23 protein-coding genes are annotated in these 25,666 nt (G+C 71.4%); 13 read left to right on the top strand and 10 right to left on the bottom strand.

The window, feature by feature from the left end; genetic code table 11:
• The first annotated feature begins 67 nt into the window (after positions 1 to 67).
• The 6 genes from VMF70_08480 to VMF70_08505 all read left to right on the top strand — a co-directional run bounded on the left by VMF70_08480 (position 68) and on the right by VMF70_08505 (position 3,711).
• Entirely contained in the window at positions 68 to 274 is a 207-nt protein-coding gene (locus tag VMF70_08480; protein ID HTT68050.1) for a cold-shock protein, read from the top strand.
• Between the two features lie 230 nt (positions 275 to 504).
• Positions 505 to 816: an STAS domain-containing protein gene (locus VMF70_08485; protein ID HTT68051.1), complete on the top strand. Its 312-nt coding sequence runs from the start codon at positions 505 to 507 to the stop codon at positions 814 to 816.
• 93 nt (positions 817 to 909) lie between these two features.
• Positions 910 to 1,641, top strand: a complete 732-nt coding sequence (gene ccmA / locus VMF70_08490; protein ID HTT68052.1) for a heme ABC exporter ATP-binding protein CcmA — start codon at positions 910 to 912, stop codon at positions 1,639 to 1,641.
• Complete coding sequence (locus VMF70_08495; GenBank protein ID HTT68053.1) at positions 1,634 to 2,314, top strand: heme exporter protein CcmB; 681 nt, start codon at positions 1,634 to 1,636, stop codon at positions 2,312 to 2,314. The genes ccmA and VMF70_08495 overlap by 8 nt, the downstream gene beginning before the upstream one ends.
• On the top strand, positions 2,311 to 3,009 hold the full coding sequence (gene ccsA / locus VMF70_08500; protein ID HTT68054.1) for a cytochrome c biogenesis protein CcsA: 699 nt from the start codon (positions 2,311 to 2,313) through the stop codon (positions 3,007 to 3,009). Before VMF70_08495 ends, ccsA begins: the two co-directional genes overlap by 4 nt.
• A 177-nt stretch (positions 3,010 to 3,186) precedes the next feature.
• Positions 3,187 to 3,711, top strand: coding sequence for a hypothetical protein (locus VMF70_08505; protein HTT68055.1), 525 nt, complete (start codon positions 3,187 to 3,189; stop codon positions 3,709 to 3,711).
• A gap of 51 nt (positions 3,712 to 3,762) precedes the next feature.
• Here the strand turns inward: VMF70_08505 and VMF70_08510 are convergent, their stop codons facing one another.
• From VMF70_08510 to VMF70_08545, 8 genes are all read right to left on the bottom strand, one after another.
• Positions 3,763 to 4,443 carry an aquaporin gene (locus VMF70_08510; GenBank protein ID HTT68056.1) on the bottom strand — a complete coding sequence of 227 codons (681 nt, stop codon included), beginning with the start codon at positions 4,441 to 4,443 and terminating at the stop codon, positions 3,763 to 3,765.
• Positions 4,444 to 4,524: 81 nt separating this feature from the next.
• Positions 4,525 to 5,769 carry a beta-ketoacyl-ACP synthase II gene (fabF, locus tag VMF70_08515; protein HTT68057.1) on the bottom strand — a complete coding sequence of 415 codons (1,245 nt, stop codon included), beginning with the start codon at positions 5,767 to 5,769 and terminating at the stop codon, positions 4,525 to 4,527.
• Positions 5,766 to 6,233 (bottom strand): SRPBCC family protein, encoded by a 468-nt coding sequence (locus VMF70_08520; GenBank protein ID HTT68058.1) that lies wholly within the window; start codon positions 6,231 to 6,233, stop codon positions 5,766 to 5,768. Before VMF70_08520 ends, fabF begins: the two co-directional genes overlap by 4 nt.
• Positions 6,230 to 6,967 (bottom strand): methyltransferase domain-containing protein, encoded by a 738-nt coding sequence (locus VMF70_08525; protein ID HTT68059.1) that lies wholly within the window; start codon positions 6,965 to 6,967, stop codon positions 6,230 to 6,232. Before VMF70_08525 ends, VMF70_08520 begins: the two co-directional genes overlap by 4 nt.
• Positions 6,964 to 7,440, bottom strand: a complete 477-nt coding sequence (locus VMF70_08530) for a flavin reductase family protein (GenBank protein ID HTT68060.1) — start codon at positions 7,438 to 7,440, stop codon at positions 6,964 to 6,966. Before VMF70_08530 ends, VMF70_08525 begins: the two co-directional genes overlap by 4 nt.
• A 53-nt stretch (positions 7,441 to 7,493) precedes the next feature.
• Entirely contained in the window at positions 7,494 to 8,696 is a 1,203-nt protein-coding gene (locus VMF70_08535; protein HTT68061.1) for an FAD-dependent monooxygenase, read from the bottom strand.
• Position 8,697: 1 nt separating this feature from the next.
• On the bottom strand, positions 8,698 to 10,092 hold the full coding sequence (locus VMF70_08540) for a radical SAM protein (protein HTT68062.1): 1,395 nt from the start codon (positions 10,090 to 10,092) through the stop codon (positions 8,698 to 8,700).
• Positions 10,093 to 10,183: 91 nt separating this feature from the next.
• Complete coding sequence (locus VMF70_08545) at positions 10,184 to 10,882, bottom strand: DUF92 domain-containing protein (GenBank protein HTT68063.1); 699 nt, start codon at positions 10,880 to 10,882, stop codon at positions 10,184 to 10,186.
• 86 nt (positions 10,883 to 10,968) lie between these two features.
• Here VMF70_08545 and VMF70_08550 point away from each other — a divergent pair, with 86 nt between their 5' ends.
• The 7 genes from VMF70_08550 to VMF70_08580 all read left to right on the top strand — a co-directional run bounded on the left by VMF70_08550 (position 10,969) and on the right by VMF70_08580 (position 25,033).
• The gene (locus VMF70_08550) at positions 10,969 to 11,607 is read left to right on the top strand and encodes a hypothetical protein (protein HTT68064.1); all 639 of its coding nucleotides are present in this window, start codon (positions 10,969 to 10,971) and stop codon (positions 11,605 to 11,607) included.
• Positions 11,604 to 12,800, top strand: coding sequence for a M24 family metallopeptidase (locus VMF70_08555; protein HTT68065.1), 1,197 nt, complete (start codon positions 11,604 to 11,606; stop codon positions 12,798 to 12,800). Before VMF70_08550 ends, VMF70_08555 begins: the two co-directional genes overlap by 4 nt.
• Before the next feature lie 382 nt (positions 12,801 to 13,182).
• The gene (locus VMF70_08560) at positions 13,183 to 16,599 is read left to right on the top strand and encodes a TonB-dependent receptor (GenBank protein ID HTT68066.1); all 3,417 of its coding nucleotides are present in this window, start codon (positions 13,183 to 13,185) and stop codon (positions 16,597 to 16,599) included.
• A gap of 79 nt (positions 16,600 to 16,678) precedes the next feature.
• Positions 16,679 to 20,800 (top strand): hypothetical protein, encoded by a 4,122-nt coding sequence (locus VMF70_08565; GenBank protein ID HTT68067.1) that lies wholly within the window; start codon positions 16,679 to 16,681, stop codon positions 20,798 to 20,800.
• Between the two features lie 50 nt (positions 20,801 to 20,850).
• Positions 20,851 to 22,017, top strand: a complete 1,167-nt coding sequence (locus VMF70_08570; GenBank protein ID HTT68068.1) for a PorV/PorQ family protein — start codon at positions 20,851 to 20,853, stop codon at positions 22,015 to 22,017.
• Positions 22,018 to 22,083: 66 nt separating this feature from the next.
• Positions 22,084 to 23,502 carry a GWxTD domain-containing protein gene (locus VMF70_08575; GenBank protein HTT68069.1) on the top strand — a complete coding sequence of 473 codons (1,419 nt, stop codon included), beginning with the start codon at positions 22,084 to 22,086 and terminating at the stop codon, positions 23,500 to 23,502.
• A gap of 61 nt (positions 23,503 to 23,563) precedes the next feature.
• The gene (locus tag VMF70_08580; GenBank protein ID HTT68070.1) at positions 23,564 to 25,033 is read left to right on the top strand and encodes a hypothetical protein; all 1,470 of its coding nucleotides are present in this window, start codon (positions 23,564 to 23,566) and stop codon (positions 25,031 to 25,033) included.
• A gap of 85 nt (positions 25,034 to 25,118) precedes the next feature.
• Here the strand turns inward: VMF70_08580 and VMF70_08585 are convergent, their stop codons facing one another.
• Together VMF70_08585 and VMF70_08590 are read right to left on the bottom strand one after the other, a co-directional pair.
• Entirely contained in the window at positions 25,119 to 25,457 is a 339-nt protein-coding gene (locus VMF70_08585; protein ID HTT68071.1) for a response regulator, read from the bottom strand.
• A gap of 40 nt (positions 25,458 to 25,497) precedes the next feature.
• The gene (locus VMF70_08590) at positions 25,498 to 25,647 is read right to left on the bottom strand and encodes a hypothetical protein (GenBank protein HTT68072.1); all 150 of its coding nucleotides are present in this window, start codon (positions 25,645 to 25,647) and stop codon (positions 25,498 to 25,500) included.
• Positions 25,648 to 25,666: the final 19 nt, after the last annotated feature.

A 25,666-nucleotide genomic window follows, 5' to 3' on the forward strand; every position in this document is an offset into this window, starting at 1 on the left:
GACAGCCTGCGCTCCTCGCAGGCGGCATGGGATTCGTGATTCGCGCCACCCGTCAGAGGAGTTAGGTATGTCTCGCATCACCGGCCGGGTCAAGTGGTTCAACGATGCCAAGGGGTTCGGGTTCATCGAGCGGGAGGGTGGCCCGGACGTCTTCGTCCACTACTCGGCGATTCAGGCGGAGGGATTCAAGTCCCTCAAGGAGAACGACAAGGTGGAGTTCGAGGTCCGGGAGGGGCCCAAGGGACTGCAGGCCGCGAACGTCACCAAGATCTGAGTCGCCAGAACCGGCCGAAGCGTGGGGGCCCGGGCCGACCGCCCGGGCCCTCAGCGTTTCCCCCTGCGGCCCGGAGTGCAGGCGGGGTGATGGCATTGTCCAGCAGTGTTGCGAACCGCAACAGGCAAGAGCGTCCCAACTGGCGGTCTGATCACACCCTAAGTCGTTTGTCCGAATGAAGATGGCAGAAGATCGCCACCGCGGCACTAATCCTCCATCTCTGCTGTGGCGTGAGCGAGCTCCTCGTGCGCGCACCCGCGGTCCTCGACCGCGCATCACGCCGTGCCTTCCGGCGCAAGGCGCTGGCCGCCGTGTCCAGGTATCCGGCGACCGGGCCCGTCGGGAGCCGGCGGATCGTGGTGGATCTGGAGCGGACCAGGAAGGTGGACAGCGCCGGCCTGGGCACGCTGGTGCTGGTGCGCGAGCACGCGGCCGAGCGCCGCTGGACGGTGTGCCTGCGAGGCGCATCGGAGGAGCTGCGGTTCCTCCTCGCGCTGACCCGGTTGGAGGATCGCTTCGAGTTCGAGCCGCCGGGGCGCTGAGCGGGCGGGCGGTGGCGCGCTGCTCGTGACCGGGCGCAGGAGTATATTTGCGCTCCACGATGCGGCTCCGGACACGATTGCCCGCGGATTCCGGTGCCGGCGACGGCTGACGGCGCCGCGCCGCTGCTGGAGGTCGCCGGGCTCGCGAAGCGTTTCGGCCACGTGCGGGCCCTCAGGGGTGTGGACTTCGCCCTGCGCGCGGGCGAGTCGCTGGCGGTGTTCGGCCCCAACGGGGCCGGCAAGACGACGCTGCTCCGGGTGCTCGCCGGCCTGCTGAAGCCGGACGCCGGCGGCGTGAGCTTCGGCGGCGCCCGGCTGGTCAGGGGCGACGCCGCCCATCGGCGCCGCGTCGGGCTGATCTCGCATCACTCCCTGCTGTACGACGGACTGACCGCAGCGGAGAACCTCCGGTTCTACGCGCGGCTCTACTCGCTCGCCGAGCCGCGGGCCGCGGTGGCGCGCGCGCTGGCGGGCGTGGGGCTGGAGGTCAGGGCTGGCGACCTGGTGGGGACGTTCAGCCGCGGGATGGTGCAGCGGCTCGCCATCGCGCGGGCCCTGCTCCACGATCCGGACGTGATGCTGCTCGACGAGCCGTTCAGCGGGCTCGACCAGCGCGCGGCGGCGACGCTGCGCGCGCTGCTGGCCCGGCTGCGGGCCGAGCACCGCACCATGGTTCTGGTGACCCACAACATCGACGAGGGGCTCGAGCTGGCGTCGCACGTGGCGATCCAGGTGGCGGGGAGGTTCGTGTCGCTCGGCGCGCGGGACGGCGACCTGGCCGCCTACCGCGCGCGCTACGCCGAGGCCACCTCGCGCGATGCGTAGCCTGCTGGCCCAGGCCTGGGCCATCGCCGCCAAGGACCAGCTGCTCGAGTTCCGCAGCCGCACCGCCTTCCTGTCGGCTCTGGTCTTCACGGCGCTGGTCCTGGCGATCTTCAACTTCGCCCGCGACCCGACGGCGGTCGCGACCATCGATCTCGCCCCCAGCATCCTGTGGATCACCTTCTCGTTCGCGGGCGTGCTCGCGCTGAATCGCGCGTTCAGCCTCGAGAAGGAGAACCGGGCGATCGACGGCCTGCTGCTGTCGCCCGCGAGCCGCACCGCGCTGTTCCTGGGCAAGACCGCGGCGAACCTGGTGTTCGTCGGGGCCGTCGAGGCCATCGCGCTGCCGCTGTTCGCGCTGTTCTTCAACGTGCCGCTCCTGGGCGTGCTCGGGCCGCTGGTGCTGGTGATCGCCCTGGCCACGATCGGCTTCGTGACGGTCGGCACGCTGATGAGCTCGATGGCGGTGAACACCCGCTTCGGCGAGATGATGCTGCTGGTGCTGGTGCTGCCGTTCCTGGTGACCCCGGTGAGCGCGGCCGCCTCGATGAGCGCGAAGATCTTCGCGGCCCGTCCTTTCGCCGAGTGGGCGCCCTGGCTTAAATTGCTGACGGCCTACGACATCACCTTCTTCGTGATCTGCACCCTCGTGTTCGAAACGACGGTCGAGGAATGACCGCGATCCCCGCGGCCGAGCGCGCCCTGCGCCGGAGCGGCGCGTGGATGGCCGTGGCCCTGGTGCTGGTGGCCGGCGTGTACGTGCGGGCGCTGGTCTTCACGCCCGAGGAGGCCACCCAGGGTCTGGCGCAGAAGATCTTCTACATCCACGCGCCGAGCGCATGGGTGGCGTTCCTGGCCTGCGGCATCGTCGGTGTGTGCAGCCTGCTGTACCTGTTCCTCAAGGACGCGCGCCTCGATCTGCTGGCCGCCTCGTCGGCGGAGGTGGGCACCGTCTTCCTCACCACCGTGCTGGTGACCGGGCCGATCTGGGGCAAGACCATCTGGGGCGCGTGGTGGACCTGGGACGCGCGGCTCACGCTCACGCTGTTCCTGTGGTTCATCTGCCTCGGCTACCTGGTGCTGCGGGGAGCGGTGGACGAGCCGGGACGGCGGGCCCGCTATTCGGCGGTGCTCGGCATTCTCGGCGCCCTGCTGGTGCCGTTCATCCACGTCAGCGTGCTGCTGTTCCGGACCCTCCACCCCAAGCCGGTGGTGCTGCAGACCTCGCGGCCGCAGCTCCCCGGCTCGATGCTGCTCACCCTGCTGCTGTCGTTCACGGTGTTCACGATCTTCTTCGTCGCCCTGCTGGTCCGCCGCTACTCGTGGGCCCGCCTCCGGGACGCGCAGGCGCAGAGCCAGGCGGAGTCCTGATGCCTCCCGCCAACGGCGGCTACATGATCGCGGCGTACGTCGCCGCCGCCGTCATCTACCTGTCGTACAGCGCCTGGTTGTTGTGGAGGAGCCGGGGCCGCTGAGCTTCCCGTCGGCGCGGGCGAGGCGCGCCGAGCGCCCTTGACTCCCGGCCGCCGCGTTTCGACTGTTCCGCCCATGTCCATCCTGGCGATGCTCGCATTCGCGTCCGCGCTGCAGCAGCCCACCACGGCGAGGGAGCGCGCGCTCCAGGTGCGCCGTGCCGCTTTCGACACCAGCCGGTCGGCGATCGCCGTCGTGGCGAAGGGCGTGGCCGACGTGCGCAGCGCGCTCGACGTGTACCGGCGGGCGGTGTTCAACAGCACCGATGCCGAGGTGCTCAGCATGGGAGACTACCTGCGCCGGGCGTGCCGGGGCCTGGACTCGACGGCGACCGTCGCGGTGCGGAAGGTGTGCCGCCACTGCGCCTTCCAGCCCAACGTGCAGACGGCGTTCGACGGCTATCGGGTCGGATTACCGGCGGTGAGCCGCACGGCCGCCGGTTGCGCCGCGCGGCTGTCGCGGCTGGCGCGGGGTTCGGCGCCGGCCAAGGGGATGCGGCGGGACGTGCGGGTCATCGGCAATCCGATCGTGCAGACGCTCCAGGGCTACGAGCGGCGGCTGCACGTCGTGCTGGTGGCGCTGAACGCCGCGCCCGGCTAGGCGGCGCGGGCCGCGCGGCGCCCGCCCGGCCGGGCGCCGGAGCCGCCGCGGCTAGGCGGCGTCCTTCCTGAGCAGAAACCTCTCGTAGACCTGCATCGCGACGACGGCCCCGAGGATGGGCCCGATCCAGTAGGCGATTTGGCCGAGCCAGTAACCGGCAACGAGCGCCGGCCCGAAGGCGCGCGCCGGATTGAGCGCGGCCCCCGTGAGCTGGCCGCCCACCAGCACGCACATCCACAGCGTCAGCCCGATCCCGAAGCCGCCGACCTTCGGCGCCGCCGGGTCCACCACGGTCCCCATCACGGCCAGCGCCAGGAAGAAGGTGAGCACCGCCTCGATGAGGATCGCGGCGAGCAGTCCGGTATCCGGGCCGAGCTTGAGCGCGCCGTAGTACTGCACCTCGGCGGCACCGGCGGGGAACAGGCCCTTGAGGACCAGCGCCGCGAAGATCGCGCCGAGCAGCTGGGCCACGACGTACAGGCCGGCCTTTCGGCCGTCGATGCGGCCGACCGACCACAGGCCCACCGTGACGGCGGGGTTGATGTGGCCGCCCGAGATGCTCATGGTCACCGTGACGGCGACGGCGAGCGCGAGGCCGTACGCCGCCGCGATGCCGCCCGTGCCCAGGGTGCCGTCCCGGTACGCGTTGACGATCACCGCCCCGCCGCCGATGAACGTCAGCATGAAGACGCCGATGAACTCCGCGATCAGCGGACGCAGGGTCTGGCGCATCTCGGTCCCTCGCATCGTAGTGGGTGGTGAAACTGCGCGGCGGCGCCAATATGACCGGGGCGCTCCCGCACGCGCAAGCGCTCAGCTGGCGCGCCGGAGCACCAGCGCCGCATTGATGCCGCCGAAGCCGAACGAGTTGGACACCGCCACCTCCGCGCCGCGTTCCGCTCCTGAGCCGGCGAGGTAGTCCAGGTCGCACTCGGGATCGCGGTCGCGGAGGTTGAGGGTCGGCGGCAGCCATCCGCGCGCCAGCGCCAGGGCGGTCAGCCCCGCCTCGATCGCGCCGGAGGCGCCCAGCGGATGGCCGTAGTAGGCCTTGGTGCCGCTCACCGCCAGCCGCCCGGCGTGGTCGCCGAAGGCGTCGCGGATCGCCAGGGTCTCGGTCTTGTCGTTGAGCGGCGTCGACGAGCCGTGCGCGTTGACGTAGTCCACCTCGTGCGGCGCCACCCCGGCATCCGCCAGCGCGAGGCCGATGCAGCGCGCCGCCTCGCGGCCGTCGGGGCGCGGCGCCGTCATGTGGAAGGCGTCGTTGGTGACCGCCGTGCCGAGCACCTCGCACAGCAGCGGTGCGCCGCGCGCCAGCGCGCGGCCCCGCTCCTCGAGCACCAGCACGGCCGAGCCCTCGCCCATCACGAAGCCGTCGCGCGCCGCGTCGAACGGGCGGCAGGCCTCGGCCGGCTCCTCGTTGCGCGTGCTCATGGCGCGGATGACCGCGAAGGCGCCGTAGCACAGCGGCGCCAGCGGTGCCTCGGCGCCGCCGGCCAGCATCACGTCGGCGCGCCCGCCCTGGATCGCGCGGAACGCGTCGCCCACCGCGATGGTGCCCGACGCGCAGCTCATCGCGTTGGTCGAATTCGGGCCGGTCACGCCCAGCTCGATCGCGATGTTGCAGCTCGCCGCGCCCGCGAACACCGACAGCGCCAGCATCGGGTCCACTTCCCGGATCCCGCCGCCGGTGAACGCGGCGAACTGCTGCTCGGCGTACCCCACGCCCCCGAGCGCCGAGCCCATGCTCGCGCCCACGCGGTCCCGGTCCTCGCGCTCGAGGACCAGCGCGGCGTCGGCGAGCGCGAGGCGGGCCGCCACCACCGCCAGCTGCGAGAATCGGTCGAGGCGGCGGGCCCGGCGCTGCTCGAGGAAGTCGAGCGGGCGGAAGTCGGGGATCTCGGCGGCGATGCGGCTGCGGAACGGGGTCGGGTCGAAGCGCGTGATGGTGCGCACGGCCGAGCGGCGCGCCCGGAGCCCGTCCCACAGTCCGTCGGCCCCGGTCCCGATGGGCGTCACGCAGCCGACGCCGGTTACCACCACGCGTCTCGATTCGCTCACGGCGCGCCTCCGCGCTCGGCCACGCGGCCGATGCCCGCCAGGGTGCGGCGGGCGATGGCGTGAATGAACACCGGGCCGATCACGAGACCCGCCGCGGCCCGCCCCACCAGCGGCCACGGCGGCCCGCCCCAGCGGTGGGTGATGGTCACCGCGACGCCGTCCCCGGCGCCGGGAACGAAGCTCCACTCCACGTCCATGCCGCGGGTGATGCCGCGCACGTGACGGTAGCGCACCACGGGCGCGTCGGGATCGATGCGCATCTCGGACACCCACCACGTCGGCCAGCGCACCGGGCCGAACCGCCGCCACGCCGCCATCTCCACCACGCCGCCGTCGGCGCGACGCTCCAGGAAGCGCACCCAGCGGTAGTGCTCGAGCCACTCGGGCCAGCGCTCCACGTCGGCCGCGCAGTCGAACACGCGCGCGAGCGGGGCGCGCACCTCGCGCCGGTCCACCTGAATCATCGGCCGGCCCGCCCCGCGCCGCCGCCAGCACGCTCGCTCCAGGCGGCCGTGACCCGGAACAGGGGATGGAGGCGCACCTCCGCGTCCACCCCGGCATCCGTGCACGCCTGCCGAAGCGCCGGCCCGGTGAAGCCTCTCAGCACGCTCGTCACCCCGTCGCGCCGGCTCACCGGCCGGAAGCCGAGCGGATAGGAGGCGAGCCACAGGCCGAGCGCGGCGATCCGGCTCGGGACGAGCTCGGCGATGACGACGCCGAGCCGGGCCACCCGCCCGAGCTCGGCGACGATCGCGGTCAGCGCGGGGCCCCGGTAGTGGTGCAGCAGCTGCGAGCAGAGCACCAGGTCCACCGACCGGGAGGCCAGCGGGAGCGCCGCCGCGTCCGCGAGCAGAGCCGTCACGTCTCCGCCGGCCGCGGCGTGCCGTGCCGCCGCCGGGTGACGCTCCACCGCCAGCAGGCGCAGGCCGAGCCCGAAGCGGGCCGCGCGCGCGCGCGCGGCGCGCGGGATGTCGCCGGCGCCGGTGCCCACGTCCAGCAGGGTGAGCGCCGCGCCCGCCGGCACGGGGCGGAGCAGCTCGTCCAGCCTCCGCAGCACGGCGGCGGTGCCGCCGAGGAAGCGATTGGCGCGCGCCACGTCCCGGAGCGAGGCGAGCACGGTGGCGCCGTCGGCCGCCGGATCGTCCAGCAGCTCGGAGCGGCGGGCGGCGCCGTGCCACTCGCGTGACGCGTCCCTCACCGGGCCAGCTCGGCGTACCGGCCGCCGAAATAGCACAACGGTCTTCCCTCGCTCACCTCCGACCACTCCAGCGTTCCGGTGACGATGGTGTGGTCGCCGCCATCGAGCTGGCCCCGGCGCCGGCACTCGATGCGCGCCAGCGAGTGCGGGATGAGGGGAGCGCCCCCCGGCGAGGCCACCAGCTCGCGCTCCTCGAGCAGCTGGCGATCCCGGTCCGCGAAGCGGCGCGCGAGCTCGATCTGGTCGGCCCCCAGCACGTTCACGCCGAACCGCTCGGCCTCGAGCAGCACGTCGTGGATCTCGGAGTCGCGGCCGACGCACACCAGCAGCATCGGGGGGGCGAGCGACAGCGAGGTCACGGAGCTGGCCGTCATCCCGACGGCGCGTCCCCTCGCCACCCGCACGGTCACGACCGTCACCCCGGTCGCCAGCTGGCTCATGGTACGGCGAAAGGCGGCTTCGTCGAGCGGCATGGGCGTCGTCCCGGTACGCAGTTATGGAAGGGGCCGCGGTGCAATCCCGCTACCTATAGGATAAGCGCGGCGAGGGCCCGGGGGGCGAGGAGGGCGCCGGGCGAGACGTAATCGCCGGCCACGCCGACCCACAGGTCGGCGACCGCGGGTCGCTGTGCCAGGTGGCGCGCGAAGCGCCGCATCAGGGCCGGCCGCGTGGCCGAGAGCGCGGCCACCCGCTCGAACGCCCACTTGCCGAGGAAGGTGCGGCGCCTCGCCCGGCGGTACGGGCGCAACGCCGCGCGCGTGGCCGCGCCCGCCGCGAGCGCGGCGGCGAGGGCCTCGGCGGCGAGCCGGCCGCCCCGCAGCGCCGCGAAGATCCCCTCGCCGGTGAAGGGATCGAAGAAGTCCGCGGCGTCGCCCACGAGCAGGGCGCCGTCCGCGACCGCGCGGCGGGAGCTGCGCGCGAACGGGCCCGCCGCCATCGTCTCCCGCACCTCCCGCGCGCGGGCCAGGCGCCGCCGCAGCTCGGGAAAGGCACCCAGCTCCGCACGGAGGAACGCGGCCGGGTCCCGCGCGATCGCGCCGGCCTCACCCGCGGGCACCACCGCCGCCGCGTTCACCAGGCCGCCGCCGATCGGCGCCAGTCCCACGTAGCGGCCGCGGCGCACGAACATCTCGCCGTAGTCGGCCATCCCGTCCACGTCGGCGAGGTGCGCCACGAGCGCGAGGCGCCGCGGGCCGCGGCGACGGGACAGTCCCAGCCGCGTCGCGACCCGCGAGTGCAGCCCGTCGGCCCCGACGAGGGCCCGGCTGCGCTCCTCCCAGCGGCGGTCGCCGCGCCGAAGCACGGCGCCGCACACGACCCCGTCCTCGACCACGAGCTGCTCGACCGCGACGCCCTCGAGCACGCCCGCCCCCGCGCGCGCCGCGGCGCCGAGCACGGCGGCGTCGAGCCGCGAGCGCGGCAGGGCGATCCCGTACGGCCGGTAGGGACGGAGCCCGGGCGCCGTCGGGAACCGGCCCAGGACCTCCGAGCCGTCGTCGGCCACGATCCGCATCCCGGTGAGCCGTGCGGCACCGCCCGCCTCGAGCGCGTCCAGCACGCCGAGCGCGTCCAGGTCCCGCGTCGCCTCCGGGCTGAGGTACTCGGAACACGCCTTCTCGCGCGGGAAGACGTGCCGCTCGGCCAGCAGCACGTCGAGGCCGGCCCGCGCGGCCCAGGCTGCGGTCGCCGCGCCCGCCGGTCCGCCCCCCACGACCAGCAGGTCGCGCACCCTAGGCCCGCGCGCCCGCGAGGCGGCGGAACAGGTGCAGGTAGCGCCAGTGCGGGCGCGGCAGGCCCAGCAGGCTGGCGAGCCGCACCAGCCGCGGCAGCGCCGGGTTGCGGCTGTCGGCCGAGAACAGGAACCGCGGGTGGGCGGCGGCGAATGCGCGCAGGCGCGCCAGCGCGGGGCCGAGCGGCAGGGCGGGCGACAGGTAGAAGCGCGGCGCGAGCAGCGGATCGTCCGAGGCCACCAGGCCCTCCGCGGCCGCGATGGCCGCGAGCCGGGTGCCCGGGTAGATGCGCAGCCCCACGGTCAGGTAGACGGCGTCGCCCCGCGCCAGGCGCTCGGCCGCGAACCGCAGCGTCTCCTCGAGCGTGCCGGGCGTCTCGCCGGGACCGCCGGCGAGGAAGATCCACAGCACGCGGATCCCCGCCTGCTGCGCGCGAGCGGCGCAGGCGCGCAGGCGGGCGGCGTCGAACCCCTTGTCGAGGCGCTCCAGCACGGGGTCGGACGCGCTCTCGGCGGTGATGCCGATCCAGCGGAATCCCGCACGGCGCATCGCGGCGAACAGCTCGGGCGACGAGACGGCGGGCGTGAAGTTCGTCGTGTCCACCCCGACGCCGGTCCGTGCGCGCGCCAGCTCCTCGGCGACCGCGACGGCATGGTGCAGCGGGCTGTTGAAGGTGGAGTCCACGAAGTCCACCCGGCGCACGCCGTGCCGCGCCAGGGCTTCGATCTCCTCCACCACGGCCCGCGGGCTCCGCAGCCGGTAGCCCTTGCCTTCGACGTTGAGGTAGGTGCAGTAGACGCAGCCGAACACGCAGCCGCGCTTGGTCTGGACGGGCACCGTCGCCCCGTGGCGCACGTAGCGCGCCAGGTCGGTCCAGCGCCACGGCTCGTACGGCGGCAGCGCGTCCAGGTCGGCCGGCGGCGCCGGCGGCACGAGCCGAACGGCGCCGCGCCAGGCCACCCCCGGCAGCGGGGCGCCGGCGCGGCCCGCGGCCACCGTCTCGCACAGCCGCGGCGCCACGGCCTCGCCGTCGCCGGCGACGCCCGCGTCGAGGTCGAGCGCCGCCACCAGGCCCAGCGGCGCGACGCCGAACGCGGCGCCGCCGCCCACGACCGGTGCCGTCGCCTCGCGTCGCACGATCTCGACCAGGCGAGCTGCCGCGGGCACGTAGTGCTCCGTGGCGACCAGGTCCGAGTTGTCGATGTTGCGGACCGAGAAGGCCACGACGTCGGGCCGGACGTCGCCGAGCGCGGAGCGCAGCGCGCCCTCGCTCGAGCGCGCGAAGCAGAGGTCGAGTGCGGCCACGGCCCACCCGGAGCGCTCCAGCGAGCCCGCGACCGCCGCCATCCCGTTGGGGACGCACGGCTGCGGCGACCGTTCGCGGTTGGTGTTCACCACCAGGACCCGCGGGCGGTTGCCCGGGCCGCCCGGGGTGATGGCGACCGGCGTGGTGACGGCTTCGGCAGTGATGGAATGAGCCTCGAAACTAGGGTGGAACTGCTACACCGGAGCCGGTGGAAAGAACCGCGACCAGCGCGCCCACGAGGGTGGCGGCGAAGTTCACCGTGTCGTTGGTCATCCAGCGGAGTCCGGAGACGAAGACCATCGGCTCGCCGCAGTGTGGGGTCCGCCCCTCGCCCGTGGTGCCGCACGCGGGGCAGCGGAAGCGGGCCTGGGCCAGCGCGCCGAGCAGCGAGTCGACCAGGCCCCCGGAGACGCCGCCGATGCCGACTGCTGCGGCGGTGGCGGGCCGCACCAGCCCCAGGAGCGCCGCAGCGGCGGCGATGAACGTCGCGCCCGCGACCCCGCCGCCGGTTCCGAGCCAGGTGACGCCGCCCGACGTGCCCGGTGCGACCACCCGGCCGGTGGTGACGAGGCGCGGCGGCCGCCGGCTGCGGCCGCCGATTTCGGTGGACCAGGTGTCGGCGGCGGCGGCCGCCAGGGCGCCGGCGAAGGCGGCGGTCCACGCCGGGTGCACGCGTGCAACCAGGGCAGCCGCCGCGGCGACGCCCCCGTTTGCGGCCACTTGGACCGCGCGTCGCCGGCCACCGCCCGGCGTGAGCAGGCTGGAGGAGAGGAAGAACGCGAGCAGCAGGGCCAGGCCGGCCCCGCCCGCCCCGAGCGTCACGGCGACGCCGACGGCGAGGGCGGCGAGCGTCCCGCCGGGCGAGAGCCACTTCGTCACGGCCCCTAGTTAGCCGGGCGCGGCCGCGCGGCGCAACGCCGCGGTGGAATCGGGGAGGGGGCGACAGTATCTTGGCCCTCGCCGCCGTGACGAAGCGCCACCGGTTTCTCGCTCACAGCATCCTCCCGCTCGCCGTGCTCGAGGCGATGCGGCACCTCGACTCCCCACGCGACGAGGACGCCGCCGAGTACGTGGCGGAGCACCTGCAGAAGCGCCTGGGGCTGTCGGACACCGTCGCGGCGCAGATCGCCAGGTACGAAGTGGTGGTGCGGCGTGACCAGGGTGTCTCGCACGAAGAGTTCGAGCAGATCCTCCGGCTGGCGGGCCGCCGCACCGACGCCACGCTGGTTTTCGCGGACGGCGGCCGCCGTGCGGCGCGGCGCGCGGTGGCGCGGCTCGCGCCGCCCATCCGCTGGGCCGCGCGCCACCTGCCGTCCTTCATGCGCCGGGTGGTGGGGTTCCGGGCGGCGCGGCGGTGCGCCGGCGACGTCCTCGGCGCGAGCCTCGCGCGCGCCGGCCGGAGCGCCGTGGCCACGATCCCGGACCCGGTTTCGGTGCACGCGACTCCCGACGGGGCCGCGTGCGCCTTCTACGCGGCGGCCCTCGCCGAGCTGCTGCGCCAGCTGGCCGACTTCGACGGCGGGATGCACCACGCGGCGTGCCGTGCGCGCGGGGACGCGCGCTGCGAGTGGCGCTCGACCGCCCTGTCACGGAGGACGTTGTGAGCGTCGACGACTATCTGACCCCCGAGGTCCTGGCCCAGGTCCGCAAGATGCTGGCCGGCCTGAAGCTCGATGGCTGGCTGCTGTTCGACTTCCACGGCATGAACCCGGTGGCGACGCGCGTGCTCGGGCTCGGCGGACTCGCCACCCGGCGGCTGTTCGTCCTCCTGCCGGCCGCGGGCAAGCCGGTGGCCGTCGCGCACAAGATCGAGCAGCACCGGATCGCCGGGTTTCCCGGCGAGGTCCGGACCTACGCGGCGTGGCGGGAGCTGGAGCAGGAGCTGACGCGCCTGGTGGCGGGCAAGCGGCTGGCCATCGAGTACTCCGGCAAGGACGCGGTGCCGTACCTCGACCGCATCCCCGCCGGCGTCGTGGAGCTGCTGCGCGCCGCGGGCGCCGACGTCGTGTCCAGCTCCGAGCTCGTGACGGCGCTCGCCGCCCGCTGGACGGCCGAGGAGCTGGCGAACCACCTCAAGGCCGCGGAGCAGCTGCGGGAGATCGCCCTGGCCGCCTTCGAGCAGGTCAGGGCCTGGTACGCGCACGGCCCGGCGCCCACCGAGCAGGGGCTCCAGCGCTGGGTGATGGCGGCCTTCGAGCAGAGCGGCCTCATGACCAACGAGCCGCCGATCGTCGCGGCGGGCGAACACGCCGCCAACCCGCACCACGACCCGACGGCGATGTCCGACACGGTGATCGAGCGCGGGGGCGTGCTGCTGCTCGACCTGTGGGCCGGCACCGCGATCGACACGGTGTACGCCGACCAGACCTGGATGGCGTACGTGGGCGGCGCCCCCCCCGGCGAGGTGGCCCGCGTGTTCGACGTGGTCCGCGACGCGCGGGACCAGACCGTCGCGGTGCTGACCGACAAGTGGCGCGAGGGCTGGCCGGTCACCGGCGCGGACCTCGACGACGTCGCGCGCGGCGTCATCGCCGCGGCCGGCCATGCCGCGCATTTCGTGCACCGGACGGGTCATTCGATCGACCGCGAGCTCCACGGCTCCGGTCCGCACCTCGACAACTACGAGACGCACGACGACCGCCGGCTGCTGGCGGGGGTCGGCTTCTCGATCGAGCCCGGGATCTACCTCCCGGGGCGCTTCGGCGTGCGGAGCGAGATCAACGTCTACCTGCGCGAGGGCGGCCCGCAGGTGACGCCGTCGGAGCCGCAGCAGTCGATCGTCGCACTCGACGTGTAGACCTGCGGGCACGGCGGGTGGCGGGGAGCCGGAGGCACACCCTAGCGGCGCCGCCGACCGCGCGCTAACATAGGGCGCTTTTTCGGGGGAGACCGTCGGAGCGAGACGGCGGTGAAGGGCGGACCGGGACGCGGGAGAAGCGGGAAACGCCGCGCCGTTCCGCCACCGTCGGGGGGCGTCCCCGGGAGGGGACACCGCCCGTTACCGTTCCTTGACACTCCCCTCCGGCGAGGAGCATATTGGCCGAGGTTAGGGTTTGCCTCGCCTCACCAACGAGTGCATAGACCGGGAATGGTCGAACTAGGATCGTCGAAAGGAGGTGGCGTGTCGCTGCCACGTTCGTCTTTCGTATCCCTCGTGTTCACGCCTGTGGAGGTCTGCAATGACTGAACGTAGTCGCTGGGCCTTCTCTCGCCTCGCCCTCGTGGCGTCGGCCATCGTGGCCGTGGCGGTGTTCGGAGCCGGCAGACTGCTGGCTCAGGGCACGACCGGCAAGATTGAAGGCACGGTCAAGGACTCTGCTGGCGCCCCCATCGCGGGCGCGCAGGTGCAGATCGTGGGGTCGTCGTTCCGCGCGATCACCGACGACAAAGGCTACTACTTCCTCAACAACGTACCGGCGGGCGTCGTGACGGTCCGGGCCCAGTTCATCGGGTTCGTGCCCAGCGAGGTGCGCGGGGTACGGGTGCTCGCCGACCAGACGTACACGGTGAGCCCGGTGCTGGCCGCGCACGCGGTCACGCTGACCGACATCAACGTGGTCGAGAACCAGAACCCGATCGTGCCGCGCGACCAGGTCACCAGCAAACCGACCATCCAGGGCGGCGAGATCGCCGCGCTGCCGGTCGACGCGGTGAGCCAGGTCCTGCGGCTCCAGCCGGGCGTGGTGGAGAGCAACCGCGGCCTGTCGATCCGCGGCAGCCGGCCGGGTGAGCAGGCCACGTACATCGACGGCGTGCTGGTCCGGAACTACCAGGGCGCCTTCAGCGGCTCGTACGGCCGTTCCGGCCTGGCCACCAACATCGGCACGGCGGCCACGGTCGGCACCAACGCGCTGGAAGAGGCGTCGGTGACCACCGGCGCCACCGGCGCCGCGTACGGGGAGGCGCAGGGCGGCGTCGTGTCGCTCGTGACGCGCTCCGGCGGGCCGGAATACCACGGCAGCATCAGCTACCAGACCGACAACGTGTCGGGCCAGGTATACGGCACCGGGCTCAACCGCATCGAGGCGTCGGTGGGCGGGCCGTTTCCGAGCCTGAAGAACCTCACGTTCTTCGTCGGGACGACGCTGCAGGGCCAGCAGAACGCGCAGCGGCCGTTCGGCCAGCAGAACGTGCCGCAGTTCCAGCTCGCCGGGTACTTCGACTCGGTGATGGTGCCGCTCAACCCCGGCAGCACGCTGTCGGACAGCCAGCTGGTGCGGCTGCCGAAGTTCACCCAGTACGCCAGCGGGTGCAGCGGCACGGCCGCGTTCCAGGGCACGTGCCAGAGCACGCGGCTGCTGAACGCGAACACCGACCAGACGACGATCGACAGCAAGCTGCAGTACACCTACGGCAGCGGCTCGCGGTTGTCGGCGAGCTACCACGTCGACCGCAACCAGGGCCTGGGCGGGATCAACTACGACCCGACGAACCAGACCGGCAACTGGGCGCTGGCGCAGGTGCTGATCGGCAGCTGGACGCAGAACCTGTCCAGCTCGAGCGAGCACGCGCTGCAGCTCGACGCGGCGCTGAGCTGGCAGAAGGACCAGTACATCTTCGGGCTCGTGCAGCCGAGCTGGATGGAGAGCCACAACGATCCGTTCGGCTGGTTCAACACGAGCAACATCCAGTTCGTGACGAACTTCAACAGCTTCCCGATCGACGACGCGCTGATCCAGAACCTGCGGCTCGGCACCTGCCAGACGCCGCGGGCGAGCGGGGTCGGGGGCTGCATCCCGTACATCAACCGCAACGACCTGGCCGCGGCCAGCTCGTACCGGTTCAACCCGTACGGGGTGAGCTCCAGTGCGTTCGCCAGCGCGGGCATCGGCACCAACGCGCCCCAGCTCACGACGGAGACGCGGGTGACCGGCCGGGCGAACATCGACTGGCAGGCGAACCGCTACAACCGCGTCCAGGGGGGCTTCGAGTTCACGGACTTCAAGGACAAGGCGTGGGGCGCAGGGCTGAACAACCTGATCTTCATGGACGCCTACACGACCGCGCCCAAGACGCTGGGCCTGTACGGCCAGGACCGCATCGACCTGGGCGACGTGGTGGTCGAGCTGGGACTCCGGTATGACCGGATGGACACGGGCATCCTGTACTCGCGCGTGCCCGGCCGGGTCTTCACCGATCCGTTGCGCTCGGCGTCGTACACGCTGACGCAGAAGCTGGCGATGTCGTTCAACGCGCAGGACAGCGCGATGGCGCGCGCCTGCGATGCCGACCTGACGGCGCACGACTCGACGGCGCTGGCGACCTGCAACTACTTCAAGGCCTCGCCGCAGCACATCCTGTCGCCGTCGCTCCGGGTGTCGTTCCCGGTGACCGACCGGACGAACTTCCGGTTGTCGTACGCGCACCAGGTGCAGACGCCGGACATGAGCTTGATGGCGACCAAGAGCAACTCCGACGTCGCGAACACGAACCTGAACGACACCTGGGGCCGGCCGCTGGGCTTCGGGAAGACGATCATGTTCGAGTTCGGGATCCGGCACGCGTTCAGCGACGACATGGTCCTCGACGTCTCGGCATACAACAAGGACCAGGTCTCGGAGATCGCGGGGCGGAGCCTTAACATCTTCGACCCGTTCATCGGGTGCAACACGGGCGTGTGCCAGAACCCCGGCTCCACGAACGAGCAGATCAACCTCTACACCAACGAGGACTTCGGGAACTCCCGCGGCGTGGACATCCGGCTGGACCGGCGCTTCGGGTCGATCTTCCAGGGGACCCTGTCGTACACGTATCAGACGGCGAAGAGCACCGGCTCGGATCCCCAGCAGTACCTGAATACCCTGGCCCGCGTGAACAGCGCGGTCACGGGGCTGCGGCTGCTGCCGCCGCAGGCGATCCTCACCAGCGGTGACAACCGCAGCCACACGATCGCCGGCAACCTGGCGGCGACCTTCCCCAACGGGTGGAACCGGGGCACCGTGATCGGGAGCATCCTCGAGAACACGGGCGTGTACGCCACGTTCCGGTTCGCGAGCGGGCTGCCCTACACCCTGATGGAGAACGGCGGTCTCGGCGCGCTCGGGCCGAACAACGGCTTCGGGCTGAGCGGCAATCCGGAGGAGCCGATCAACAGCTCCACGATGCCGTGGATCAAGGACGTGGATCTCCGGGTGACCCGCGGCTTCCGCGTGGCCGGCAAGGACATCTCGGTCTTCGCGGACTTCCGGAACCTGTTCAACTGGAAGAACCTGACGGCGATCTTCGCCGAGACGGGCGACGTGGTGAACAACCTGTATCAGGCGCAGCAGCTGAATCCGCAGATTTCGACCCTGACGCAGGACGCCGGGCAGCTGTGGAAGACCAAGTCGGTCACCACCAACGGCATCACCCAGGTCCTCACGGGTGTGGACCTGAGCGACTGCTCGAAGTACGGCTACGGGAGCGGCGGGATCGCTGGACCGGTCGACTGCCTGATGCTCCAGCAGGCGGAGCTGCGGTTCGGCAACGGCGACCAGTTCTTCAGCACCAGCGAGATCAACACGGCGTTCAACGCATGGTACACCCGGTTCCACGGGCCGCAGACGCTGAACGGCCCCGGGTTCGACATGCGTCTCGGTTTCGAGTTCAACTTCTAGCTCGGGACGGCCAGCGGCGCCTCGCCATCGGGCGAGGCGCCGTGGGCGCAACGTTCAAGGAGTCCGCATGCAATCGAGAGTGCTACAGCGTCTGGCGCTGGCGGCGGTTCTGGTGCTCGGGGCGGGTGTCTCGGTCGTCTCGACGGCCGTGGCCCGGCCGTCGCGCCCGATCACCCGGGCCGCGCGCGGCGGGTTCAACCTGTTCCAGGGATCGATCGGCCTGCGGCTGCACGCCAACCGCGTCGACTGCAACTGGCTGACCAACTTCGGGAACCAGTGCACCAACCCCTACGGCTCGGGCACCATCGAGGCCGGCTTCTGGCCCAACGGCTCGCCGGACAGCTACATCTTCAACAGCGGCCTGCAGATCGCCGGGACGGTGTGCTATAACCCGCCGAGCTGCACGCAGGCCGGCGTGTGGGCCGGAGACACCGTGGGCACGTTCTTCATGGACGCCCGCGGCGACCAGCGGCAGGGCGACGCCGTCACCAACATCTTCGACGGGCTGAACGCCGACGACATCGCCGCCTGGCCTACGGCCGCGAACGTCAACGACCCGACCCTGTACAACAAGGCCCTGCTGGGGCGCAAGACCATCTCCCAGCAGGACACCTGGGTGCGGTATTGGGACGGCAACCCCTCCCTGTCGACGGGCCGCAAGCACGCGATGGGCGTCCTGGTCGAGCAGCGGGGCCTGCTGTGGAACTACCCGAGCGGGAACGAGGACATCCTCTACTTCCTGTTCCGGTTCATCAACATCACGTCCCTGAACCGCACGGACTACCAGGCGCTGGAGGACAGCGCCGGGTACTCCAGCGCCGACGTCGACAGGATCGTCGCCATCGCGCAGGACTTCCACAACCGCGCGCAGGCCGCCTACGGGGTGACGGTGCCCGCCAGTGGCTTCACGTTCCACAACATGTTCGCGGCCTTCTACCAGGACGCGGACGAGGGGAACGCGAGCTACAACTATTCCCAGGCCGTCCTGCCGTTCTCGCTGGTCTCGGTGATGAAGGCCGACTACCGCGAGCCGCTGTGGCAGTACCCGGCCAACATCTTCGGCGACCCCTTCTACCCGGCCCCCGGGTACGAGGCCGCCAAATACCTGAAGAGCCCGATCGATCCGTCGACCGGCCGCGAGTTCGGCATCAGCATGTGGAGCAACACGTGCAACGGCTGCGGCCTCATGAACGACCCGGTCGGCGTGAGCCAGATGTACCGGTTCCTTTCGGGACACGTGACACCGTCCCTGGGTGACGGCGTCTGCAACTCGAACCCCATCGTCCTGCACACCTGCGCCTCGCTGCAGGCGTATGCCGACACCCGCTACTTCGAGTCGTCGGGCCCGTTCGACATGGCCCCCGGGCAGTCGTCGGTGATCGTGGTCGCGCTGGTCTTCGCGGCGCCGCTGCATAATTGGGCGGCGACGAGCAACGGCATCTACGCGATGCCGGCGGGCAGCATCCAGAACTACATCAACGCGAACCTGGTGGACACGTACCTGCCGGGTTACCCGCCGCAGCCGGACACCCTGGCCCTCGCCGGGACCGGTGGCGGGACTCGCGTCTGCCTCGCCGCTTGCACCGCCGCTGCGACCATCCGGGACCCGGTCGAGCGCCCGATGGGGTGGGGTCAGTTCAGCGACCTCAACGGCGATGGCATCATCGAGCAGGACGAGGTCCAGACCGCGCCCCGCTCGCTCCTGGCCAAGGCGCTGACCGCGCAGGCCATCTTCGACAACAAGTTCCTGCTCCCGTTCGCGCCCGAGTCGCCGACGTTCTACCTGGTGCCGGGCGACGGGCAGGTGACCGTGGCGTGGCAGAAGTCGAATACCGAGAACGCCACTTGCAGCACGCCGCCGTGCGGTGACCCGTACTACGGCATCGCCAGCGCGCCGGTCATCACCGATTCGACCACCGTGCCGCCGACGGTCAAGGCGAACCCGCTGTACGATCCGGACTACCGCCAGTTCGACGTCGAGGGGTACCGGATCTGGCGCGGGCGGACCGCGTCGGAGATGAAGGTCATCGCGCAGTTCGACTACGTGGGCACGACGGTCACGGACTACGTGGGCCAGTTCTACGACCCGAACACGTTCGGCAACCAGTGCGCGCCGGAGCTGAAGATCATCGCGAGCTGCCCGACGGCGTTCGACACGACGGGCAACCCGCTGTCCGGGACCCCCAACCTCTACCCGCTCGTCGGCAACGTCATCCAGATCACGCCGGGCGGCCGGGTGCAACTCCAGGGCGGCGACACCACCATTGCCGGCGTTCATTACAAGCTCGCTAACGGCAACATCCTCATCGTGGCGGCCGACACCGCCATCGTGGGGGGCGCCACGCACCTTCCGGCGCTGGTGGACAACGGCGTGCCGTTCGCCTTCGTCGACCGGGGCCTCCTGGACGGCGTGCAGTACTTCTACGCCGTGACGGCCTTCGACATCAACAGCGTCAAGTCGGGCCCCTCCTCGCTGGAGTCGTCGCTGGTGGCGCAGTCCGTGACGCCGCGCGCCGAGGGGAGCAACGCCAACGTCGCGGTGATCGTCACCGGCGAGTTCGGCGACGACAACGTGGCGCTGGATCCCAACGCCGCCGCGCCGAAGATGGATGCGTCCAGCGGCGCGGTCACGGGCGTCATCCCGCCCACCAACGCCGCCAGCTTCGGCTTCCTGGCGTCGGTGGCCGAGGCCCTGCCGCCGGGTGACATCACGGCGCTAATCGACTCGCTCGTGCCGGGGACCGTGGGCGGCTTCGGCGGTCCGTACGCGAGCATGTACGTGTCGTTCATCTCGGGGAAGGATACGGTACGGGCGGCGCTCCCGTTCGACCCCGGTGACGGGTACAACGCGGTGAACGCCACCTTGACCAGCAACTGGGTGCTGGACTCGGCGTCGGCCCCCCTGGTCCATTACGACTCCGCGCGGGCGGCCACGCTCGGGCTGTCGGGGCTGTTCAAGGCTGGTGCGACCATGCCGGTCCAGTTCAAGACCTTCATCGCGCCGATGGGCGCCGTCACTCCCGGCAACCTCACGATGAGCTCCCAGCGGTACCCGTGGACCGGGGAGACGGCGGCGCAGCGTCACAGCGCGCTCCTGAGCCAGCCGGTGTGGTACGACCAGGGTAGCGCCGAGCCTCCGCAGCCGACGGTCAATCCGTTCGCTTCGGCGGCCAACACCGACGGCAAGCTCACCGGCGTGAGCATGATCTACCAGGCCCTGACGTACCGCCTGCCGAACACCGGTACGCCGCCGGGCATCAACATCCTGCACCGGTACGTCCAGTACGGGACGTCCCTGGGTCATCCGGGCGACTTCGTGGTGACGTGGAACGCGGACTCCACGATCACTGTGCGCGACTCCACGCACCACGTCAACGTGCCGTTCGCGACCGACATGCGCGTCAGTTGGGGGTTCGTGAACGAACGGGCCCTCACGGCGGCGGGCGTGGCGAACGGCGACATCGCGGACGGCACCGGCACGCCGACGGTCGGCGTGGTCGGGTACTGGCATCAGTACGCCATCGCCCCGGTGTGCAGCCTCACGTACGGCATCACCTGCGCTCCGCTCGAGAACAAGGCGGAGTACGAGCCGATCAACTACGACAACACGGGCACCGCCAACGGCAACGGCATCTCGCTGTACATCGACGGCAGCTTCTTCATCATGCAGATGGCGTCGTTGCCGGCGGCCGGCACCAAGTGGCACCTGAAGGTGCTCGATGGCATGGTGGACGCCACCTGCTCGAACTACACCCCGGCGACGCCGGCGGCTGCGGCGACGGCGTGCTCCGGCTACTCGTACACGCCGCTGCCCTACCGCCAGCCGTACGTGCCCGGGCTGTCGCTGAAGCTGCGGGTCACGCAGGCCTTCGGGATCAACAAGGCCGCCGGCAACATGAGTGCGATCCACACGGTGCCGGATCCGTACTACGTGACCAACGCGCTGGAGACTTCGGCGAACAACAAGGTGCTCCGGTTCGTCAATCTGCCGAACCAGGCCATCGTCCGGATCTACAGCGTGAGCGGAATCCTGGTCAGGGTCCTGACCCACAACGACCCGACGGGCGGTGGCGAGGCCACCTGGGACCTCCGCAATCGGAACAACCAGTTCGTGGCGAGCGGCGTGTACTTCTATCACGTCGAGGCGCCAGACGGCAGCACCAAGATCGGCCGGTTCACGGTGGTCAACTTCGCCCAGTAAACGTCCCGAAGCGGGCCGGGGCACCCGCCCCGGCCCGCGCGGAGGTTCGCATGCGTAATCGTTTCGTTCTGATTGGCGTCGCGCTGCTGGCCGTCGCGCTGGTTCCGGGTCGTCCGGCGCGGGCCCAGGGGCCGGTGTGCGGCGGTACCGTCGGGCAGTGCGGCCAGATCCCGTCCGACAATACGGGCTACGGCACCACGGCCGCCGAGTTTCTGCTGCTGGCTCCGTCGGCGCGCGGTGCGTCGCTCGGCGGCGCCTTTGCGGCGCTCACGACCGACGTGTCGGCGGTCTACTACAATCCGGCCGGCCTGTCGCAGATGGACCACGCCGGGCTGATGGCGTCCACGATGAACTACGTCGCGGGCACCAAGTACGCCTGGGCGGCCGTCGGATTCCCGATGAGCGGCGGCGCACGGGCCATCGGCGTCTCGGTGGCCAACTTCGGCTTCAGCAGCCAGCCGGTGTACACGGTGGACGATCCCACCGGGTCGACCGGTGACGTGTATTCGGTGAGCGAGACCGTCGCGGGGCTGACCTATTCGCAGCAGTTCTCCGACCGGTTCTCGGCGGGCCTCACGGCCAAGCTGATCAACGATCAGCTGGGCCGCGCGTCCGGCAACGCGGTGGCGGTCGACTTCGGCACCAGCTTCCACGCGATGATCGGCGGCCGCCCGATCCGGGCGTCGTTCGTGATTCAGAACCTGGGCTCCACGCTCGGACACAGCGGGCAGGCGCTGACGGTGAACGTGAGCCGGACGCCCCCGGTCGGGCAGGACTCGGTGCCGCAGGAGCCGGCGACCGCGCAATTCACCACCAAGGACTGGCCGCTGCCGGTGACCTTCCGGGTCGGGCTGGCGTACGACCTGTTCCAGACGACGGCCGGCCGCCTCTCGGTGCTGGGCGAGTTCACCCAGCCCAACAACAACAACCCCGGCTTCAACTTCGGCGGCGAGTACAACGTCGCCCTCGGCAGCAGCGGCTTTTCGGTCGCCGGTCGCGCCAGCGTCACCTACTGGCCCGACAACAACATCACGCCCTCGGACTCGGCCGGCTTCAGCAGCTCGGTCGGCGGGACGAGCCAGTACCGGATGTCTGCCGGCGGCGGCGTGTACTACCGTCCCGGGAATTCCGGCTTCGGGGTGGGCATCGACTACGCGTACCGGAACATGGGGCTCCTCGGGGGCGTGAACATGCTCACGGTGGGGTTCACCTGGTAGGCTGACACATCGCGCGGGGGACCGGGGAGCGTCGCCGCTCTCCGGCCCCCTGCCTGGCAGGTCTTGATGAAGATGGTGAAGGTGGCGCTGGCGTCGGCCGGCCTTCTGCTGGTCGCAGCCACGCCGGGTGGACAGAGCGGCGGACAGCCGCTGACGGTCAGCGCGGTGCGGTTCTACTCGCCGGCCAGCGCGACCACGACAATCGAAGGGGTGTGTGAAGTGCGCCTCGGCGCGGTGGCGTCGGGCGTGAGTCAGACGGTGCGGTACCGGGTGGAGGTCGCGGTGTCGGACACCACCGGCCTCGAGCTCCAGCGCAGTGAGTGGACGCGGGAGGTGCCGGGCGCAGTGGCCCGGGCGGCGGGCGCAACGGCGGTCGAGACGTTCGACTTCCGGGCGGCGCCCGGGCGGTACCGGATCGTGGTGCGGGCGGTGCCGGAGGCGGGCGCGGCGGTCGAGCGGGCGCTGGACGTCAGCGCCTATGCGGTCCGCCCTCCGCTCTCGGACCTGCTGCTCGCGAGCGCCGTGAGGGCCGCGGGGTCGGACAGCGCGGCCGCGGCGGCCGGGGAGATCCAGCGAGGCGGGTTGCTGCTGCGGACCGCACCGGTCCCGCACCTCTCGCCGACCGAGGCGATGCTGTCGTACTACGCCGAGGTCTATCCCTGGCCGGGAGCCTCGCTCGACGGCCGGCTGACCGCGGCCGTGCTCGGCGGGGCCGGGCGCTCCCTGGTGCGGACGGCGCCCAGGCCGGTGCAGTTCGCGCCGGAGGGCGGCGCGGTGCGGGGCTCGGTGGACCTGTCGGGTCTGCCGCCCGGTGCCTACGTGCTGCAGCTGGCGGTTGCATTGGGCGACAGCACCGTGGTGGGCGAGGCTCCCTTCGTCATGGGGGCACCGAGCACCGAGAGGGCCGTGGCCCCCGCAGCCGGTTCTGACCGGTTCGAAGGCGTGAGCGAGGCCGGGCTCGATTCGCTGTACGCGCCGCTGGTCTATCTGCTCGAGCCGGGTGAGCAGGGCGTCTACGAGGGGCTGTCGGTTGAAGGGAAGCGGAGGTTCCTGCGCGAGTTCTGGGCCAAGAAGGACCCGACGCACGGGACCGGCGTGAACCAGCCGATGGAGCAGTTCTACGCGCTGGTGGGGTTCGCCAACGAGACGTTTCGCGAAGGCGGCGCCGCGCAGATTCCGGGGTGGCGCACCGATCGCGGAAGGGTGTTCCTGAGGAACGGCAGCTGGGACGACATCCTGCGGCGTCCCATGGCGTCGCCGCTCCCTTACGAGGTGTGGAGATACACGCGGGGCCGGCAGCGGTACTACGTGTTCCTGGACCGGTCGGGGATCGGGCATTACCAGCTGATCGGCACCAACGACCGGCAGGAAACCGGGCTGCCGAACTGGCCCAACATGCTGGATGACGCGTCGGACTACGCGCGTCACAACTATACCGATGTGGCGCGGTTCCTCGGCATCACGACGCTGGACGTGCCACAGTAGGAGCCACAGTAGCCTGGGCGGTGCGCGGTAGAAATCACGCTACTTGAGCGCGAGGGTAATCATGAAGCGTCAAAGTCTGGTTCTGCTTGCGGTGGCGTTCGTAGCAGCCGGCGCCGCGGGTTGCTTCAAGGACCCCGTGAGCGGCCTGAGGAGCGGCCCGACGATCCTGTCGCTGGACCACACGTCCATTTTCGTGGCTCCGGGCGACAGCACCGCCGTGACGGCCACGATCCTCGACAACGGCGGCAACGTCCTGCCGGAGACGGACGCGGCCTGGTCGTCGGCCGCGACGACCATCGCGGTGGTCAACAAGGACACCACGATCATCCCGGGCAACTACCTGAGCCGCGCCTTCGTCCGCGGCGTGGTGAGCACGGGCGGCTGGACGACGGTGACGGTGCAGAGCCGGGGCCTGACGGCCACGGTCCGCGTCGCGGTCGTTCCGCCGGTCCTTCCCGCGTCGCAGGTATCGGTCGTCGGGACGCCGGGGCCCGACACGCTGGTCGTCCCGGGGACGATCATCGGTCATGACACCATCCCGGCGGACACGGTCGCCTACACCGCCGGTGACACGCTCGTGATCAACGGCACCAGCGTGTTCCAGTTCGACACCTCCCAGGCCAGGGTCTACCTGAGCGGGCCGTCCGGCATCTCGACGGGCATCCTCGTGGGCAAGACGCCGACGCAGCTCCAGGCCGCGTTCCTGAGGCCCGGCGCCGGCAAGGTGATCGTCACGAACCTGGTGCTGGTCACCGGCAACACGGCGATCGGGAACATCGCCATCGACTCCCTGATCGGCGACAGCACGGCCGTCTCGCGCAAGCGCTTCGGCCCGCTGGGCGTCGCCATGTCGCCCAACAACGCGCGGCTCGGCGACACCATCACCGTGACCCTGCCCGCCGGCCTCGCGCTGCAGCCGACCTCGCAGGTGCTGGTCGGCAACACCGGTATCTCCACCAGCGACGCGATGTGGGAGCTGAGCCGCACGGCCAACTCGGTCACCGGCCTGGCCAAGCGCGGCGGCGGCGGCAACGTGACCGTCACCAACGTCTCGTGGGGCGCCGTGACCATCTCGGCCTTCTCGACCCTGAACCCGGTGCCGATCGACAGCGTCGCGTCGGACTTCCCGGTGGGCACGACGCAGGGCGCCGCCAACGTCCTGACGATTCCGGCCAACGACACGGCCGTCGTGTACGGGTCCGTCGGCCCGGCCGGCTCCGCGTTCTGGACCTTCACCACGACGGCCGCCCAGGTGCTGAAGGGGAGCCTCGCCTGGTTCGGCAGCGGCAACCCGTACAGTACGGGGACCAATACGGTAGCCTACACCGAGGACCTCGACTTCCTGGTCTGCAATGCCGCGACCAAGTGCGACGAGTCGGGTGTGGACCTGACGGGGTACGCTGGCGCGACAACGGCGCAGCCCGAGGCGTGGACCACGGCGTCGGAGCCGGCCGCGCAGTACTGGATTGGTATTCTCGGCTTCAACGCCCACTACTCGATCGTGTACCAGATGACCGTCATCCTGCAGTAGCTGCAGGAGGTTCCACAGGGTGCGACGCCCCCGGCTTCGGCCGGGGGCGTTGCGTTTGCGGCTCCAGTTGGGATAGGGCGAAGGCCTAGGGTCGAGCTGCCAGGGCGCGAAACAGCTCCGCCAGCTCCACCGGCTTGCCGAGGAAGACGTCGGCGCCGGCGTCCCGGAACGCCTGCTCCATCATCGGCTCGGCGAGGCCGGTCAAAGCCACGACCCGGCAACCGGGGAATGCCCGCCGGATGCTGCGCACGACGTCGAGCCCGCCGGCGCCCGGCAGCACCAGGTCCACGACGGCCGCATCCAGCGCCCCGAGGCTCGGGAGCGAAGCGATCGCATCGTTGCCGGCGCGCGAGCGGTGGACGACGTACCCCTGCCGCGCCAGCGCGCGCCCCAGGACGTCGGCGAGATCGTCGTCGTCGTCCACCAGGAGGACGCTCCCCTGAACTCCCGGTGGCCCGGGCCGCTCAGGGCTGGTCAGCGGATTCCTCCCGCCGGCGGCGCTGCCGCCGCTGGCGCAGGACGACACCGAGCACGATGAGTCCCAGGGCCACCGGCATCAGCGCGAGCAGCGCACCGGTCCAGAACATCGTCTTCATCAGCGGGCCGTGGGACATGTCCTGCGCCCACGCCGCG

The organism is Gemmatimonadales bacterium (genome assembly GCA_035502185.1).
GTDB lineage: Bacteria > Gemmatimonadota > Gemmatimonadetes > Gemmatimonadales > JACORV01 > Fen-1245.